At 32.3% G+C, this 15,437-nt stretch carries 12 protein-coding genes and 6 pseudogenes; 4 read left to right on the top strand and 14 right to left on the bottom strand.

The genetic code is table 11. The features are described 5' to 3' along the window. Window positions 1-187, top strand: a pseudogene (locus H280_RS26665) (IS4 family transposase); the annotation flags it as partial. 21 nt (window positions 188-208) lie between these two features. Here the strand turns inward: H280_RS26665 and H280_RS24145 are convergent. The 3 genes and pseudogenes from H280_RS24145 to H280_RS0121500 form a co-directional block, all read right to left on the bottom strand. After that, a pseudogene (locus tag H280_RS24145) lies at window positions 209-514 on the bottom strand (GDSL-type esterase/lipase family protein); the annotation flags it as partial. Between the two features lie 46 nt (window positions 515-560). Beyond that, window positions 561-1,385: an MBL fold metallo-hydrolase gene (locus H280_RS0121505; RefSeq protein ID WP_034304058.1), complete on the bottom strand. Its 825-nt coding sequence runs from the start codon at window positions 1,383-1,385 to the stop codon at window positions 561-563. Window positions 1,386-1,463: 78 nt separating this feature from the next. Next, window positions 1,464-1,697, bottom strand: a complete 234-nt coding sequence (locus H280_RS0121500; protein ID WP_020063172.1) for a hypothetical protein — start codon at window positions 1,695-1,697, stop codon at window positions 1,464-1,466. A gap of 525 nt (window positions 1,698-2,222) precedes the next feature. On the opposite strand from H280_RS0121500, the gene brnQ reads away from it, so the two are divergent. After that, on the top strand, window positions 2,223-3,590 hold the full coding sequence (brnQ, locus tag H280_RS0121495; RefSeq protein ID WP_020063171.1) for a branched-chain amino acid transport system II carrier protein: 1,368 nt from the start codon (window positions 2,223-2,225) through the stop codon (window positions 3,588-3,590). Between the two features lie 207 nt (window positions 3,591-3,797). On the opposite strand, the gene H280_RS0121490 is transcribed toward brnQ, so the two are convergent. The 6 genes and pseudogenes from H280_RS0121490 to H280_RS0121465 form a co-directional block, all read right to left on the bottom strand. Then, complete coding sequence (locus tag H280_RS0121490) at window positions 3,798-4,874, bottom strand: hypothetical protein (RefSeq protein WP_020063170.1); 1,077 nt, start codon at window positions 4,872-4,874, stop codon at window positions 3,798-3,800. A 148-nt stretch (window positions 4,875-5,022) separates the two neighbouring features. Beyond that, complete coding sequence (locus H280_RS0121485; protein ID WP_020063169.1) at window positions 5,023-5,487, bottom strand: hypothetical protein; 465 nt, start codon at window positions 5,485-5,487, stop codon at window positions 5,023-5,025. After that, window positions 5,459-6,427: pseudogene (locus H280_RS24140) on the bottom strand (tyrosine-type recombinase/integrase); the annotation flags it as partial. The pseudogene H280_RS24140 and the gene H280_RS0121485, both read right to left, overlap by 29 nt. Beyond that, window positions 6,424-7,348, bottom strand: a pseudogene (locus H280_RS0121475) (DUF4158 domain-containing protein); the annotation flags it as partial. The pseudogenes H280_RS24140 and H280_RS0121475, both read right to left, overlap by 4 nt. 166 nt (window positions 7,349-7,514) lie before the next feature. Then, window positions 7,515-7,628, bottom strand: a pseudogene (locus H280_RS26660) (protein-tyrosine phosphatase family protein); the annotation flags it as partial. Between the two features lie 219 nt (window positions 7,629-7,847). Further along, window positions 7,848-9,278, bottom strand: coding sequence for an IS4 family transposase (locus H280_RS0121465; RefSeq protein ID WP_020063167.1), 1,431 nt, complete (start codon window positions 9,276-9,278; stop codon window positions 7,848-7,850). 637 nt (window positions 9,279-9,915) lie between these two features. Between H280_RS0121465 and H280_RS0121455 the strand changes: the two genes are divergently transcribed. Further along, entirely contained in the window at window positions 9,916-10,392 is a 477-nt protein-coding gene (locus H280_RS0121455; protein ID WP_020063165.1) for a hypothetical protein, read from the top strand. A 48-nt stretch (window positions 10,393-10,440) separates the two neighbouring features. On the opposite strand, the gene H280_RS0121450 is transcribed toward H280_RS0121455, so the two are convergent. The 5 genes from H280_RS0121450 to H280_RS24135 form a co-directional block, all read right to left on the bottom strand. Continuing rightward, window positions 10,441-11,481 (bottom strand): ABC transporter permease subunit, encoded by a 1,041-nt coding sequence (locus H280_RS0121450; protein ID WP_020063164.1) that lies wholly within the window; start codon window positions 11,479-11,481, stop codon window positions 10,441-10,443. Beyond that, window positions 11,481-12,368 (bottom strand): ABC transporter permease subunit, encoded by an 888-nt coding sequence (locus tag H280_RS0121445; RefSeq protein ID WP_020063163.1) that lies wholly within the window; start codon window positions 12,366-12,368, stop codon window positions 11,481-11,483. The genes H280_RS0121450 and H280_RS0121445 overlap by 1 nt, the downstream gene beginning before the upstream one ends. A gap of 79 nt (window positions 12,369-12,447) precedes the next feature. After that, the gene (locus tag H280_RS0121440; RefSeq protein ID WP_020063162.1) at window positions 12,448-13,014 is read right to left on the bottom strand and encodes a hypothetical protein; all 567 of its coding nucleotides are present in this window, start codon (window positions 13,012-13,014) and stop codon (window positions 12,448-12,450) included. Between the two features lie 12 nt (window positions 13,015-13,026). Further along, the gene (locus H280_RS0121435; protein ID WP_020063161.1) at window positions 13,027-13,572 is read right to left on the bottom strand and encodes a MauE/DoxX family redox-associated membrane protein; all 546 of its coding nucleotides are present in this window, start codon (window positions 13,570-13,572) and stop codon (window positions 13,027-13,029) included. Between the two features lie 23 nt (window positions 13,573-13,595). After that, window positions 13,596-15,149: an ABC transporter ATP-binding protein gene (locus H280_RS24135; RefSeq protein WP_020063160.1), complete on the bottom strand. Its 1,554-nt coding sequence runs from the start codon at window positions 15,147-15,149 to the stop codon at window positions 13,596-13,598. Window positions 15,150-15,254: 105 nt separating this feature from the next. Between H280_RS24135 and H280_RS0121425 the strand changes: the two are divergent. After that, window positions 15,255-15,437 (top strand): annotated as a pseudogene (locus H280_RS0121425) (IS4 family transposase); the annotation flags it as partial.

Below are 15,437 nucleotides of genomic sequence, written 5' to 3'. Positions count from 1 at the left end.
TATGATTGCCTACGTTTTACTAAAATTTCTTCACGTAAAAGGTAGTAAGAAAAAACATATCAAACCGTTGTCATTCGCAGGTTTCACACGCCTGTTTCTTTGTGATACTCTGCCGTTTGAGTGGAGAATTTGTTTGAAAGAAATACTGGCATTCCATCGGCAAATAAGTCAAATGGATACTGTATAATTTTGGTTAATCAACACGTGTGACTTTATATATTGAAATTCGTTCCACAATTTCTAGTAAATTTTCTCTATAGTCTTGTAATGGTATTTGTTTATGAAATGCAGCATCATTCGCTCCAAAAAATACAATTACAAAATCAGGTTGATGAGATAATACATCCTCTTCAAGTCTTTTGAGTGCATCATACGTGTTATTACCTGGGATACCCGCATTCAAAATCTCCCATTCAGGGAAAGCGTTTTGCAATCTAGGAGTTAACCGCAATGCCTTATTTTCAAACATTTCTCCTGCTGTTATACTATCTCCAAAACAAATTAACCTTTTCACTTACTCCACCTACTGTCTCTATTTATATCCTATATTTGTAATGATATTATTTATGAAGTAACTTCCCTTCAAGTGCCTCAATATACCTCTTCGCTGATTTTTGAACAGCTTCATTTGCATTTCCCTTCACAATTCCATGAAATGCATTATACAAGCGATCAAACTTCAAAACTTTTACTTTGTCAGCCATTTCTTTCACTTTCCATGCTGGTAATGGAATGAGATTCGGATAACTGTACATAAAGCTTACCCAGCTTGAATCTGCGACAACTTGAATAATATCTCCAGTCAATAGAACTCCTCTTCCTTCATCTCCATTTTTCCAATGTAAAACAGAACCACCACTAAAATGCCCACCTAAACGGTATAATGTTACACTCTCCGATATTTCCATATATTCTCCAGACCAATATACAATTCGTTCACTTGGACGTATTACCCACTCTTTATCATCCTCATGAATGTATATAGGAACATTAAATAGTTCCGCCCATTCTACTTGTGTAGAATAATAATGTGGATGTGATAAAGTAATCGCATGAATTCCCCCTAACTCATTTATTCTCGCTACTGTCTCCTCATCGATATAAGTAATACAATCCCATAACACATTACACTTATTTGTTTGAACTAAATACGCATTTTGACCAATTGCAAACTTTGGTTTTGTTATGATGCTATATAAATTTTCTTCTTCTTTTACAATCTCATTCTTATACGTTTTACTTTCCTGTAGACTCTCTAACGTTGTCCATGTTTGGCCCATCGGATTTACATATTGACGTTCTTCATTACAAATTACACAGTTTACAGGTGGTTCATCATAAAGTGGGTATTGTACACCGCATGTAATACAAACATAATGCTTCATCATTTATATCTCTCCTTCTCATTAACTAGAAATATCATAATCAATATGTAGTCCCGTTAAATACACATTTAATATCCCTTAATGTGTATATTCAAAGTGAACCAACCAATTGAAACATTTTTCAATATCAGGATCATTCATTTCTTTCCAAACCACAGTTCTTTCCCATTCAATTTGTCCCGAGGTAAACATTTTGTAACTATCCTCTAATTCACTATAATATGCTTTCAACTTATCGAGATTTACGGCCATTTCTAAATCCATTCGTTTTTCCCGCCACGATGGACCTTCTTTATTCACCATCGCACGCAAATATATTTCTCGTGCATCTGCAATATGACGGAGCTCTTCCCCCTAATGTTTTCATAGATTCATATGGACGAAAAGAAAGATCTTCTGAACTTAAGTAATCTAATTAACCATTAGTAAGACTAGAATAATACTCCCAATATTCAACAATTGATGTTTGTGCCATAACCATCCCCTACAAACATTCGTTCTTTTTTATAGAATATCACAAAATAAACTTTCAAATCAATATTTTTACATTATTTTAAAATAATTGAATATTTAATTTATTATTCCATTTGTTATACAAAAATAATAATTACCATAAACTATTATATAATACACTACAGAAAGAAAGCGCTTAACAAAAGGGAAAAATTAAATTTTCTATACAATGAAAATAATAGAAAAAATAAATTTACGAAAAATTCATTTTTGTCTTGCATAATAATTTATTTTTGTTATTATCGTAGTAATTCGACAAAAATTGACTTTACATTGTATCGAATGTACAAAAAATTCAAAATATTTAAATTTGGAGGTTTTTTCGTGTCAAAAAATGTGCAAACATCACATATTTTTGTGATTGGGCTAATGCTTTTTGCTCTTTTCTTTGGAGCAGGTAATTTAATTTTCCCTGCTATGTTAGGACAAACAGCAGGAAGTAACGTATGGATTGCTACCGCTGGATTTTTAATTACAGGAGTTGGTGTACCACTACTTGGTGTAATAGCATTTGGTGTTTCTGGTAGCGATGACTTACAAGCAATGGCAAGTCGCGTACATCCATTGTTTGCGAGTGTATATACATTTATTCTGTATTTAGCAATTGGCCCTCTTTTCGCTTTACCGAGAGCAGGAAGCGTATCATTTGAAATAGGTGTAAAACCATTCGTAGGAGAAAATAGCGGTCATTTACCTTTAATTATTTTCACTATTCTATTTTTCGGCATTACTTGTTTACTCTCTTTAAATCCAACAAAGATTGTTGATGTTGTCGGAAAGTTTTTAACTCCGATTAAATTATCATTTATCGGTATTTTAGTTGTTACGGCTGTCATTAAGCCAATTGGTGAGATTCAAGCACCAACACAAGAATTTGTTACAAACTCCTTCTTCAAAGGCTTTCAGCAAGGCTATTTAACAATGGACACTCTCGCAGCTTTCGTATTTGGAATTATCATTATTAACGCGATCAAAGCGAAAGGTGTAAGTGACCAAAAAGTTGTTATCAATGTTTGTATAAAAGCAGCGATTATTGCCGCTGTCGTATTAATTGCTGTTTACACTGCACTTGCATTTATGGGCGCTTCTAGTGTTTCTAAATTAGGACATTTAGAAAATGGCGGAGAGGTTTTATCAAAAGTAGCAAATTACTACTTCGGTTCTTTAGGAAATTTATTATTAGGAATGATGATCACTGTAGCATGTTTAACGACAAGTGTTGGGCTTACTACAGCATGTTCATCATACTTCCATAAAGTATTTCCACAAATATCATACAAAACATTTGCTGTTATTTTAGCTACTTTCAGCGCTGTTATTGCAAACCTTGGTTTAACAGAGCTGATTACCATATCAGTACCTGTATTAACAGCGATTTATCCTTTAGCGATTGTATTAATTTTCTTAACATTTTTACACCGAGTATTTAAAGGAAAATCAGAAGTATATCAAGTAAGCTTGCTGTTCACTTTTATTGTTAGTCTCTTTGATGGACTAAATACTGCAAATCTAAAAGTTGAAGCAATCAATTCTTTATTCTCTCGCCTATTACCTTTATATGATGCAGGACTCGGATGGATCATGCCAGCACTTATCGGAGCGGTATTAGGATATGGAATTAGTTTATTACGAGTGAAGAATACTTCTAGTGTAGATACATCTCATGATCTTGCACGTAAAAAGACATCCTAAACTGAACAATTTTATTTAGATTCAAGAAATGTGAATCGATCTTTGTTTTAACAAGAATAAATTATAATGTTACACATTATATATGAATAAAAGAAGAGGATAGAAACAAGCAGAATAATTCTGTATGTTCTATCCTTTTTTTGTACTACAAATGACCTCATTTACCACAACATTTGGATTGGCTTTTCTCAAATAAATGTTGCTGCATTAATTCCGATAAGAATAACTTTTTAACCGTCGCGATATCTTTTCAAAGTCACTCATGGTTTTATAAGATTGAATGTTGATGGTAATAGATATAGTATTTCTGATTTTATAAATATAATCATTAAATATAATTTTAATTAATTTATCTAAATATTCCGTATCTGTTCTAGTTTGTTTCTGGATATAATCATAAAAATTAATTCCCTTATTATTATAATGAAGCATATCTCTTAGGGTTTTCATCTCATCTTTAAGTGTATTTTCGTATTCACCAAGCAGATAATCTAATGTGTTTAAGTTGAAGTTATTCCAATGTTGTCCAAGTATCTTTTTAATATCTAGTAAGTTCCTCATTGTCTCAAATAACTTTGTGGATGTTAAACGTAATAGGATGTATTTATCAAAATTTAATTTTGATGAATTATAGTCTAAGTGATTTTCTAACCAAATACAGGTAGTTAGTTCATTTTGAATAAGAAGAAGACGGGTTAAAAACACATTATATGTTATATCTTTTGTAAAAAATCTTTGGTCCCAAGTATCCTTTAGTATATATTCTTTCTCATCAAGATTCTTTAATGGTTTTGAGTCTAAATTTATTGGTTGATTAATCTTGTTGAGAATTTCCTGAACTAATGAACTAATAATGGATGTAAAGTTTAGGATAGTATTTTTATCAAATATATTAAACAAAGGGGTATCAGCGAAAACGAAAGTTGGAAATAAAGTAGTGCTAGCCAATATATCATTATCTAAATAAAATCCTAGATTATCTATATCGTTACCAAAAACACTTTTATGTCCATCTAAGAGTTTGTTAAAGATTTCTCTGTTTTTAAAGCCTTGATTAGTCTTTACTTTATGACGGATTTCTTTAATCACTTCTATATTGGGTAAATCAGAACCAATTAATCCATCTTCTTTTAATACTTTGTTAGTTTCATAAAGAGTTATACAAATATCACGGAAAAGAGAAAATATTGGAGCTGAGTTAAAATTAGGAGAAGAATGGCTTCCTAACATTATTTTTTTTAATCCTTGCAAATCGTGATTTATAGTTGTTAAATAATTCCCCATATTTATTCCTCACATATTTATTTGTTTCATAAAAATAGCTTTAAATACTACGTTTAATTGTATCATATTTCCACATTGTAAAACTTCCAATCAGAGCAAAATAAAAAGCAATCCTCCTTGTTAGAAGAATTGCATGTGTCTTGTATCACTATTTAAATGTTTCAAAATGCTTTGTTACCCATTTAACATTATTATCAGCAATATATTGTTCCGCAAGGATCAAGCGTTGCACAAGTTCTTTTTTTGATAACTTCATGTATTTTTTTTGTGTATTTTCAACACTTCGATTTGGTTTTATTTTACGAAAATCAATATCAGCATTGAGGTTTGGTTTCATACTTCCATTATTCTTTTTCTGCTTATACGTTAGACTATGTTGCTTGTAATACTCACACAAGTGTTCATTTGTTCGTATAGTATTCGGATGAATCCCTTTCCCTTCGGGATCAATCTCTTTTGACTTCTCTGATACAGTCTTGAGTGTAACAGGGAGATTTTGTTTGACCAGAAGGTCAATTGCCTCTTTCCCTAACAAGAGAGAACGCTGGCTTCGAGATTCATGAACCTCTTTGAGCCACGTTCGGTTATCTTTTGAAGGAAACGTCTGGTTCATATGTCTGTTCCTCCTGATATTTCTCAATCAATTCAATTTCCTTTAACTCGTTTCTTGCAAGTTTCCTCATCTGTTTTGCCTTATTTACTTCAACCGTTAAACCCATGGAAGCAAACCGCTTTTCCATATCCTTAGATAAGTCAACCACTTCAATGAGCTCATGTTTCTTTTCAGGTTGCGGAATTTTTGCCACACATCCTAAACATGCCATTTTTACAGGACATACTTTATCCGTAACGCAAGTCCCACCCAATACATTATTATATACACCTACTTTGGTTTTGTGTTCTTCCCATTCCCGCTGAAGTTCTTCAGGACTGCGAAGAATCGCTTCATCTAAGTCAACATAGTTTGAAATTACGCCGTGCAATTCTTCAACCTTTTCAGCTACTTGACTTGGAGTGGGTTCAGAGTAATACCTTGTTACATTCAAATCACGCTGATGGAGAATTTTCGCTACAATATCAACGGGAATTTCCTGACGTTGAACAGCTTCTGTTGCGAACGCATGACGCAGTAAGTGTGTTTTAATGATCACAGGTTGTCCTTCTTGTGTCTCGAAACGCAATCCATGCAAGAGAAAACGGAGACATCCAGAAAGGGATTTCGGATGAAGGGCTTTCTCGTCATATTGAAAGAAATAAGGCTTTGGTTCTGGAAATAGATGTTTCCTTTCACCTCGATACTTTACACTTGGAATTCCCCCATTATAATGTTCTTTCAGCATTTTATTGACTCTCTGGATTAGTCGAAAAGTATGCTTACTGATTGGATAAGACTCAACCGTATCTCGTCCTTTTGGGACAGCGTAGAAGGAAAACTTTAAATCGCCACCTACTTTCATAGCTCGTAGATCATCTTCTGAAGAGTTAATTTGTAGTAATTCATTAATTCTCGCTCCTGTTGTCGTCAAAATGTCTACCGCCAATAAACCGATTGAAGGTTCATCATTTGTTTATCATGAATTTCAAAAGCCTGATCAATTAAATCTTGTGTTAAATCAAGTAAATAAGCTACCAATATGGCATACTTTTTTATATCTTTAAACCTTCGAAATGAATAAGCCTCATAGCGTGCCCCAATCCGAGATAATTGTCGTAAACGATTAGGATGTATACCTTTTGTATCAATATGTAACTGTAAGCCTTTTATATACTCTAAACGCTCAATTACCTTTAAAAAGGATTCTGGTGAAAATTGGCCAGGTATTTCTTTTAACCAAGCTAAATATGTTTTTGAAGAATTAGGCATAAAGTGAAGTAAACTGCTTATTTTTTCTTTTTGTAAAAGAGATAAATAAGATGTTAGCGTTTTAAATATAATTTCTTCAGCTCTTTTACGTGTTTCCCATATTGCTCTTTCTATTACTGCCATTGAAGGAAGTATAACTTGCCAAGTACGTAATTCTTGCAATGCTGTCTCAATGAGATATGTAGTATTTCCATTATTTAATGCATGAGATTGAAGAAATTTGGATAATCTTCGATAATCAGTAGTTGTAAAGTTGCGAAAACCATATTCCTTGCGAATTTCTTCTACATGTTCATACCTTGTAGCCTCCCGCTGAGCATATAGCCCCCAGTCTTCTACACTTACACCAATTTGTTTCGCTACAAATTCTAAAACCTCACTAGGAATGTGCTCAATATCTGATAAAGTCCAGCCTAAATATCGTAAAATACTTAATTGCATAGCAAAACCCAGTCGATTATAACCCCTCCGATGGCGATTAATGATTTGTTTATCATGCTGACTGAAGGTAAAGGTATGTACTTAATGTCCATTCACTAATATCAGAGGGGATTTGCATATAACGATTTCGTTCTTCTGCTGTAAGAAGTTCTCGTACCCTCACATACATAAGAATTCCTCCCCATTTTAATGATTATAAAACTATGATATACGATTTCAATTTTACAGAATTTCCATTTGATTGTCCCATATTTTCAAATCCATAAGAATGATAAAGACTTCATTCAAAAATAATAAAGTCTCAAAAACATTAATGTTTTTAAGACTTAGATGGATTATACATATAAACGTTTCAATACTTGTTTCATTTCTGGTTTGATATTAATACTTGAACGGATTTCTTTTGCTTTTTGTTCCGCTTCTTCTACGTTAGATGCATGCCCTAATTCGGGGTAGTGACATGGTAGCTGTCACTACCCCTATATGAACGAAAGTTCATTGTGTTTCTATTCTTAAGTTGATGGGCATGTGTTGTGACCCCATTGCTATCAAGCTAAGCTCACACAATGGCAGTTATAGTGGAAGTTGTTTCTTTTTTCTAAAGATGATATGTAAGAACTTGAAATTTTTGCATGCCAAATAAATCCTAACGGATTCAGTTTTTTGAATTATGCCACTAGATTATCAGACATGGTACAATTGTAAACGACACCTAATATATCAAAGACTGTTTTTTTCTCATACCTATGAGATTTTCGCCCGTTTTGCTGTAGGAGGTTGAACAAGCGAATTAGAATCTTTGATAGCTCTTGGGTGTCTTTCTGTATAGCTTGGAAAAAAAGAAGAAAGTAATCTTTAATCATATATATGGCTTTATACTCACTAAGCTCTCGTTTTTTCTTCATGAGGAGCAATTGGCGCATTTGAAACATAGTAGAAGAACAGAGTAGAATGGCAATCAATTGCCCATACAAATGGCATTCCAATCGTTCTCGTTTTATCTTTTTACAATGATGAATACGAAAGAATGATTTCCACGTTTTAAATAAAAGCTCGATTTGCCAACGTAAAGAATACCAATCATGTACTTGTCCCATTGGGACAATATCTATAGGAGTATTTGTCATATATACATTGATACCGCTAAGTCGTTTACTACGAGCTGAATACTTCGTTCCCTTCTTTTTTTCTCTTACAGCTTGATCTTGTAATCGTTTTTGTTGCTGTTTTTCTGTAAGTCGATGAACAATTACACGAGCTGGCACTTTATCAATCATTCCTACATAAGCATCAGATATTTCGTATGTTTGCCCTGGTTGAAGAGAATTCATTAATGCCTCCATATCTATCTGTTTATATTCTGTTTTCTTCTTTAGCTTTCCGTTTTGATAATAATCAGGATTAGGATTTTTTTGATAAATACGTGTATTTGATTTAATACGAGAGATATAGTAAGCCTTTTTATCTTGTATATGTTGAAGATCTTTCAGATGAAAATAGCCTAAATCCCGAATACATAAATCATTCGCCGTTACAGTTGGAACACACAGAGAACCATAGGTTCGATCATGTTGTTTTCCTGGACCTGTATGAATATGAAGGAACTGTCCACTTAGTAAATCATATTCAAGCTGAATCTTTAATCCCGCTGTATGACTACATCCCCCAGCCCCTGGATAAACGGATGAAAAGGGATCAGGAAGTTGAAATGCAGTTGAATCTAAAATACGAATACGCTTGAAAATAGAAGTATATGTAGAAGAAATTGGCATAGATGAAACCAATTTTTTGTTTAGAAGTTCGGCTAATATGTTTTGTAAAAATTGAACAGCTGCTTGATTAAACCGTTGATTCAGTCCCTCAGGACTGATGAGCACTTCTGTTGATGATTCTAAACGACTAGATAACTGAGTTAAAGAAGTCGTAGCCACATTTTGGCTCATCCATACACATAAAGCGACTAAATCTTTTGCTTGGTACTTACTGGTTCGTTGCACAAAACCAACATCTTTAGCGAGATCTCGTAAGGTATTGGGGGATAAAAAGCTTTGAATCTCTTGAGCGAATAGCTGTAATTCATCGGATACAGAAATAGACATAAAAAACGCCATCCTTTCCTATGATTCTACAGAAAGCATAGCGCATTTTTTCATTTTAGGGGGTATTTTGTTTTCTTAGCTTGATAGCAATGTGTTGTGACCCCTAACAGAAATGAACAATCTTTTTTATAAAAGAGTGATTTACCGGGATATATTAAAAGCGTGTTTTGATCAATCTTTTTTCAAAACACGCTCTTTCCTTTTGTTCATTTAGTAAAGTTATTAGTATCAATTTGATCAAACTTTATTCAAATCCAACACCTGATCAGATCTAATCAGAACCCCTTTTGGTTGGAATGTTAATTTATCAACTAACAACCACACTTAACAAAGTTAATTTTTCCAGTACTTGTGACGAGATACCCTGTTGCGTCATTCGTTTCATAAGTATAACAATTGTTATAATCGTAATAACAAATCATTTGAGATCTTGGTTGAACTATTCCAAATAATTTACTAAATAAATTTTTCATTATCTAATTTTCCCCCTTTTAATTTATTTACAATAATTGTAACATATATTTTGAAAATTCTTAATATACAATTGGGTTTTTTTTGAATAACTTACATTAATATCTATAAAAGTGAAATCTACTATGCTATGATGAGTGCAATACTATATGGAAGGTGGAGAAATATGAAACTCTATACTCTATCAGCAAGTATTCTAATTATGGTTTTATTCGCAACTGGTTGTTCGAATATTCAAACTTCTAGACCGAATGATTCTAAGTCATCCAATACTATAAATAAACAGGAGAGTTCTATTGACAAGGATACAATAACATTTAATATGGGGAAAACTGATCAATTAGTCCGTCTTTTAGAATTCATAAATAATACAAAAAAAGGACAACAAGATAAAATTAAAATTCAAATAATTACATCTAGTAAAAAAATTAATAGGAGTTTGCAGTATAATGGAGAACAAATTACATATCATAATGAAAAGGGACAAACACTTACATGTAAAAATATAGATAGTTATAAAGACGCTTCTGGCATGGTTTATGAAGTAAATAGTTGTGAAGGTGAAGTATCTTCTGAGTGGGTATTCCAAACCAGTACAGCTGAACATGAGGCAGCACAAAAACAGCTACCTGTTAGTCCATAAAGCTAATACAAACATTTAATATATAAGAAAAATAGAGGAAGAGTAAACTTAAAAATTTGCTCTTCCTTTATTTTTGCGTGAAATGGCAAATGTAAATAAGTGTTTCTCTATTGTTAATTTTTGTTTATCTTCCTCTTGCTTTTCTATTGAAGAATTAACATTTCGAGTATTCAGTGCATCTTGAACTCCCTCAGTCATTAATTTAATTATGTAGATAGTTATTGTAAATGCAACGAGTGGACTAATAACAATCCAAGGAGAAAGTGTCATTTCATAATTACTTGCTCCTAGTAATCCTGACCATTCGTTAGATAATGAAGCAGACTGAGCCCCGCCGTTATCCAAAGGTATTATCCTTTCACCACCAATAAATAGGTGTAATAACCCCAGATGCGTGAATAAAATAAGTACGTGTACGATATTCTGCATAAATAAGATGAGTAATTTGTCCTTTAAATAAAGCCAAATGTGTGTGCGAATTAAATGTATCTTTGTTGCTCCCATGAGTATTGAACTTAAGACGTGTTCACTTTTCCTATATTCATCTATTTCATTTGCAATAAACACAGCAATTGTAGGAGCACCTATACCAATTGCCACAAAGATTTGATATAAAGTAAGCCCCCATTGAGTAGAAATTAAAGTGTCCTCTCCGCTAACAGAAATATAAAGAGGTTGAATAAGAATGAAAGCTAAAAAGATTGTTGGAACATAATTAAAAGCCTGGCTCAATCCTGTAATGAAATTTTTTAATCGTTTAGTAAACATGCTAATAAATATCCCAATAATTGTTCCTAGAAAAATACGGAAAAAACTTATTAAAAGTGCAAAAACAATAGTATATTTTGCTCCTTCTATAATTTTATTAACAAGCGGTATTCCAAAACGATCAGTGCCAAATGGTGGCATTTCAATGGGAGAGAACGGAGCTGCGGCTAATAACTCTTTGTCTGCAGTGTACAATAGCTTTTTTTGTTCAGGAAGTATTTCCTTTAATAAGGGGTTGTATAATATGCTAGCTAATAAAAGAAGACTTAAAAAAATTAATCCAAACCATACACGCTTGGAAGTCAGAATTTTTCGTATCATTACAAACCCTCCTTATTTACTACACGTTCAACCATAAGAGAGGCCAAACTAAACAATACGTAAAATGGAACAAAAATAAGAAAAACAGCTGTTAAACTAATAACTATGTTTTGTGAACCATAATCAACTAGGAATCTCATTAATCCGTTCACATTAAAGATATATTCCAGTACGAATAAGTTAGATATCATAAAGAGAAAGATACTTTTCGAATGATAAAAAAGGTGAATTATTACATTACGAAATAGGTGAACACGAACAATATACGGATTCGTTAATCCTTTACCTTTGAGAAGCTCTACATAAGGTTTATGCCGTTCCTCTTCTAGGTATAAAATAAGAAAACGGAACAATTGAATTGTAGGTAAAATACATAGGCATAGAATAGGTAAGACATATGGCCTATTATCTTGAAGGGATAAAACTGTAAATGGCATGAATTCTGTTTTTTTATATACCCATATAAAGAAAGCTTGTACAGATACAATAATCATTACGTCAGGTAATGATTCACAAATAAGTAATACTTGCTGCATCCATCTTTTCTTATTACGACTAGCTAACATATATATGTATGCCGCTATAAATGCCAAAACAAGGGCTACAACAAAGGCTATTATAATAAGAGATAAAGAGTAAATATAATTATCAAGTAGAAAGGGTAAGAAGGGATATTCTTTCACACTTACAGAATTTGAAACTTTAAAAGTTACTGTATTTAAAGAAAACAGCTGTTTTAATGTGTCCTCAATTTCAAATACATAGAGAAATGGCTGGAAAGACATTTGATTGTTGTATATAAATAAATGAGGTAAGCATAGTATACATAAAATACCAAGTAAAGTGAGAAAGAAGTTCATGCACATTTTCCTCATTTTTATTATCATTGAATCAATCCTCCTTTGGTAATTTTATATACTCTATAACGACGATAGTATCGCTATAGAGTTTGTAAAATTAAGATTTCTATTGAACTTTAGATACAGCCAATGTACTATCTTTTTTAATTTTCTTAAGATCCTTTTTAAGTTTATTTAGATCATTAATGGAACCTTTACTTACAACCATTCCAGATTCATTCAAAATTATATAGAACGGAAATAATTTAATATTATTATTTTGTAAAAAATCTTCAGAAGAGACCGTTGGTAAATTCAGGTTTTCGAGTTTATTGATATATTTGTGAGTTTCCCCCATTCGTTGGTTAGCTAGAAACGTTATGAAATTATAATTTGTAAATAGAGATTTTTGAGAGTAAAGCGAGTTAATTAAGTTTTCACAAGGGGGACAACCTACTGCTAAAAAAAGAACTACATCGGGATACTTACCACTGAATCGAGTATTTTCTGTATAGTCTAATATATCTGGAAGAAAACTTCCCAATAGAGGTCCAAAATCCTGTATGTTATTATCTGTATTATTTAAACTATTTTTAATAGAAGATTGTATTTTTATTAACCTATATACCATTATCATTAATGCTAGAAGTATTAACCATTGTATTAGATATGCTGTTATCCATAACTTTGACACGAAAATCACTCCTTAATTATTAAGTCTAATAAAACCTCTCAAAATAAAAATGAATACATAAATCAAAACAAAAGTAGTTGCTATGCATATTACAGTTTCATTAAACATAATAGATATGTCTTTTACCTTTAAATATTCATCTACAGTTCCTATCTGGTGAGGCATATAATATATAAAAATTGCTATGAAGAGGAGTAATACATTTCTAATGACCAAATTCCATGATAGTTTATAGTCACCTAGAACCCCTCCGCAGCCACAATTAAAATCAGTGTTTCTCCTTATTAAATTGATGATAATTGCCAGTGTATATAAGGATAATAAGAAAGCGGCTAAGAGAGACATAAGATTAACTACAAATCCTAAAATAATTCCTATGCCAATAACTAATTCAAAAGCTATTTCTATATATGCCAAAAAAACAATGGAATTTTCGGGTAATATTTGATACTTTCTAATTATGTCAATATGGGACCTAAAATCTCTTATTTTACTAACAAACGTTCCAATAAATATACTTCCTAGACATAATCTTAAAATTAATGATAGTTCCTCCAATCAAATCCACCACCATATTGTATTTATTTAACAACAGATACTAGCTTTTCAGTATTATACAATTGTGCCTGTAGTCGATACATACGTGCATATTCAGAGTCAATATTTATCAGTTCATCATGTGAACCTTGTTCTATAATACGACCCTTTTTCATTACGATAATTTTATCAGCATACTTGGCGGCAAACATTCTATGCGAGATAAATATAGCTGTTTTAGTACCAACCATTTCATTAAGGTTTTGAAATAGCTCTATCTCTGCAAAAGGATCTAGAGCAGACGAAGGCTCATCTAGAACAAAGAATTGTTTCTCTTTTAGCATAGCTCTAGCAAGTGCTATCTTTTGCCATTGTCCACCCGATAAATCTTCTCCTTCTTCAAAAATTTTTCCAAGCCTTGTATCATATGAATTCTTGAATTTTTTGACAAAATTATCGACGCCGCTTTGGATTGCAACATCTAAGATTTTTTGTTCCCTGGCTTTGAGGTCACCGAATAGAATATTTTCTTTAACTGTAAAAGAGTATTTTATGAAATCTTGGAATATAGCTGTTAGATTTTCTCTGAGAGAATCCGGGTTAATATCCCTAATGTCCAGGTCATCAAAATAAATATTCCCTTCAGTAGGCTTATACAATCCCATTAGGCATTTTACAAGGGTAGTTTTACCAGAACCATTTTCCCCAACTATAGCGATTTTTTCTCCTGGTTTTATATGGAGGTTAATATTATGTAATGAGTAATATTCACTACTTGGGTATTTAAACGTTAGATTCTTAATAAACACACCTTTCTCTATTGAATTAGGAAATGGTTTCCCGTCGACTAAATCTGTAGAATAATTATTACTTTCTATGAAAGAAAAATAATCTTGAATATATAGGTTGTCTTCTTTTAATTTAGCCAACACTTCCGATGCTCTGCTAATAGAACTCTGAATACCTTGAATTGCTTGAGTAACAGCAATGAATTCACCAACAGCTATTTTTGTAGTTTTGGTAAGGAAGATGATAATTATTGCTGCAAGACAATAGAATCCGCCAGTCAGTACATCTAATAACACATTGGCGTGTTGTTCTTTCTTTAATAGTTCTAGTGAGTTTTTAGTATTTATTTGAAACTTATGTGTCCATAATCTCAATAAATAGTTTGATAAATTAAAAATTTTGATTTCTTTAGCTGCTTCACGGTTAGCTAATAGAAAATCAATATAAGCAATTTCTCTTGCAACAGGTGTTTGATAAAGAAATAAGAAAAACCTCTTTACACCGAATTTACTCTGAACAATAAAAACAGGAAAAGCAATTAGAATACTTACTAGAATTAAGGTCCAATGAATAGTAAAGAGAAGTAGCAAAAACGAAAGCATGCTCAATATGGACTGAATAATTTGCATTACATTACGGAATGGTAATAGAAATCTTGCTCCCATGTTATTATTTATTCTTTTAAAATGATCATAAAAGCTTGTTAACTCAAAGTAATGCAGAGGTATACCGGATGCTTTTAGTATAATTTGTTGTTTAAGTTCTACTTCAAATATAAATTCTGTTTTCTTATCTATATAATTTTTCACGTCTGTTGATTATCTAAATTCTACCAAAAAATGAATACAAAAAGAGAGATTCCTCTTGTACAATGTAAGTTACCACACCAACATTGACGAAACGAGGAATCTCTCATGAACAAGAATACCACGTCCCACACATTGATTCAAAACTTTCTTTCAGAAGCAGAGCTCCAGGCGATTTTAACGGAGTTCAACCACACCGAGACAGCCCGAAAATGCACGGTTTCTACTGTTATTTCTTATTTGATTAGTGCTGCGACAAATGAATGGAAAAGCTTGCGTCACGCAGCCGAT

Source organism: Bacillus sp. 123MFChir2, assembly GCF_000383235.1.
Lineage (GTDB): Bacteria > Bacillota > Bacilli > Bacillales > Bacillaceae_G > Bacillus_A.
Note: the sequence above shows the minus strand (reverse complement) of the source record. Positions and strands in the feature narration are given on the sequence as shown.

What these genes read in the sequence shown, in the direction of transcription:
- H280_RS0121485 (WP_020063169.1), bottom strand. Translation starts at nt 5,487, where the DNA reads ATGAACCAGACGTTTCCTTCAAAAGATAACCGAACGTGGCTCAAAGAG.
- H280_RS0121490 (WP_020063170.1), bottom strand. Translation starts at nt 4,874, where the DNA reads ATGGGGAATTATTTAACAACTATAAATCACGATTTGCAAGGATTAAAA.
- H280_RS0121505 (WP_034304058.1), bottom strand. Translation starts at nt 1,385, where the DNA reads ATGAAGCATTATGTTTGTATTACATGCGGTGTACAATACCCACTTTAT.
- H280_RS0121450 (WP_020063164.1), bottom strand. Translation starts at nt 11,481, where the DNA reads ATGATACGAAAAATTCTGACTTCCAAGCGTGTATGGTTTGGATTAATT.
- H280_RS0121455 (WP_020063165.1), top strand. Translation starts at nt 9,916, where the DNA reads ATGAAACTCTATACTCTATCAGCAAGTATTCTAATTATGGTTTTATTC.
- H280_RS0121465 (WP_020063167.1), bottom strand. Translation starts at nt 9,278, where the DNA reads ATGTCTATTTCTGTATCCGATGAATTACAGCTATTCGCTCAAGAGATT.
- H280_RS0121445 (WP_020063163.1), bottom strand. Translation starts at nt 12,368, where the DNA reads ATGATAATAAAAATGAGGAAAATGTGCATGAACTTCTTTCTCACTTTA.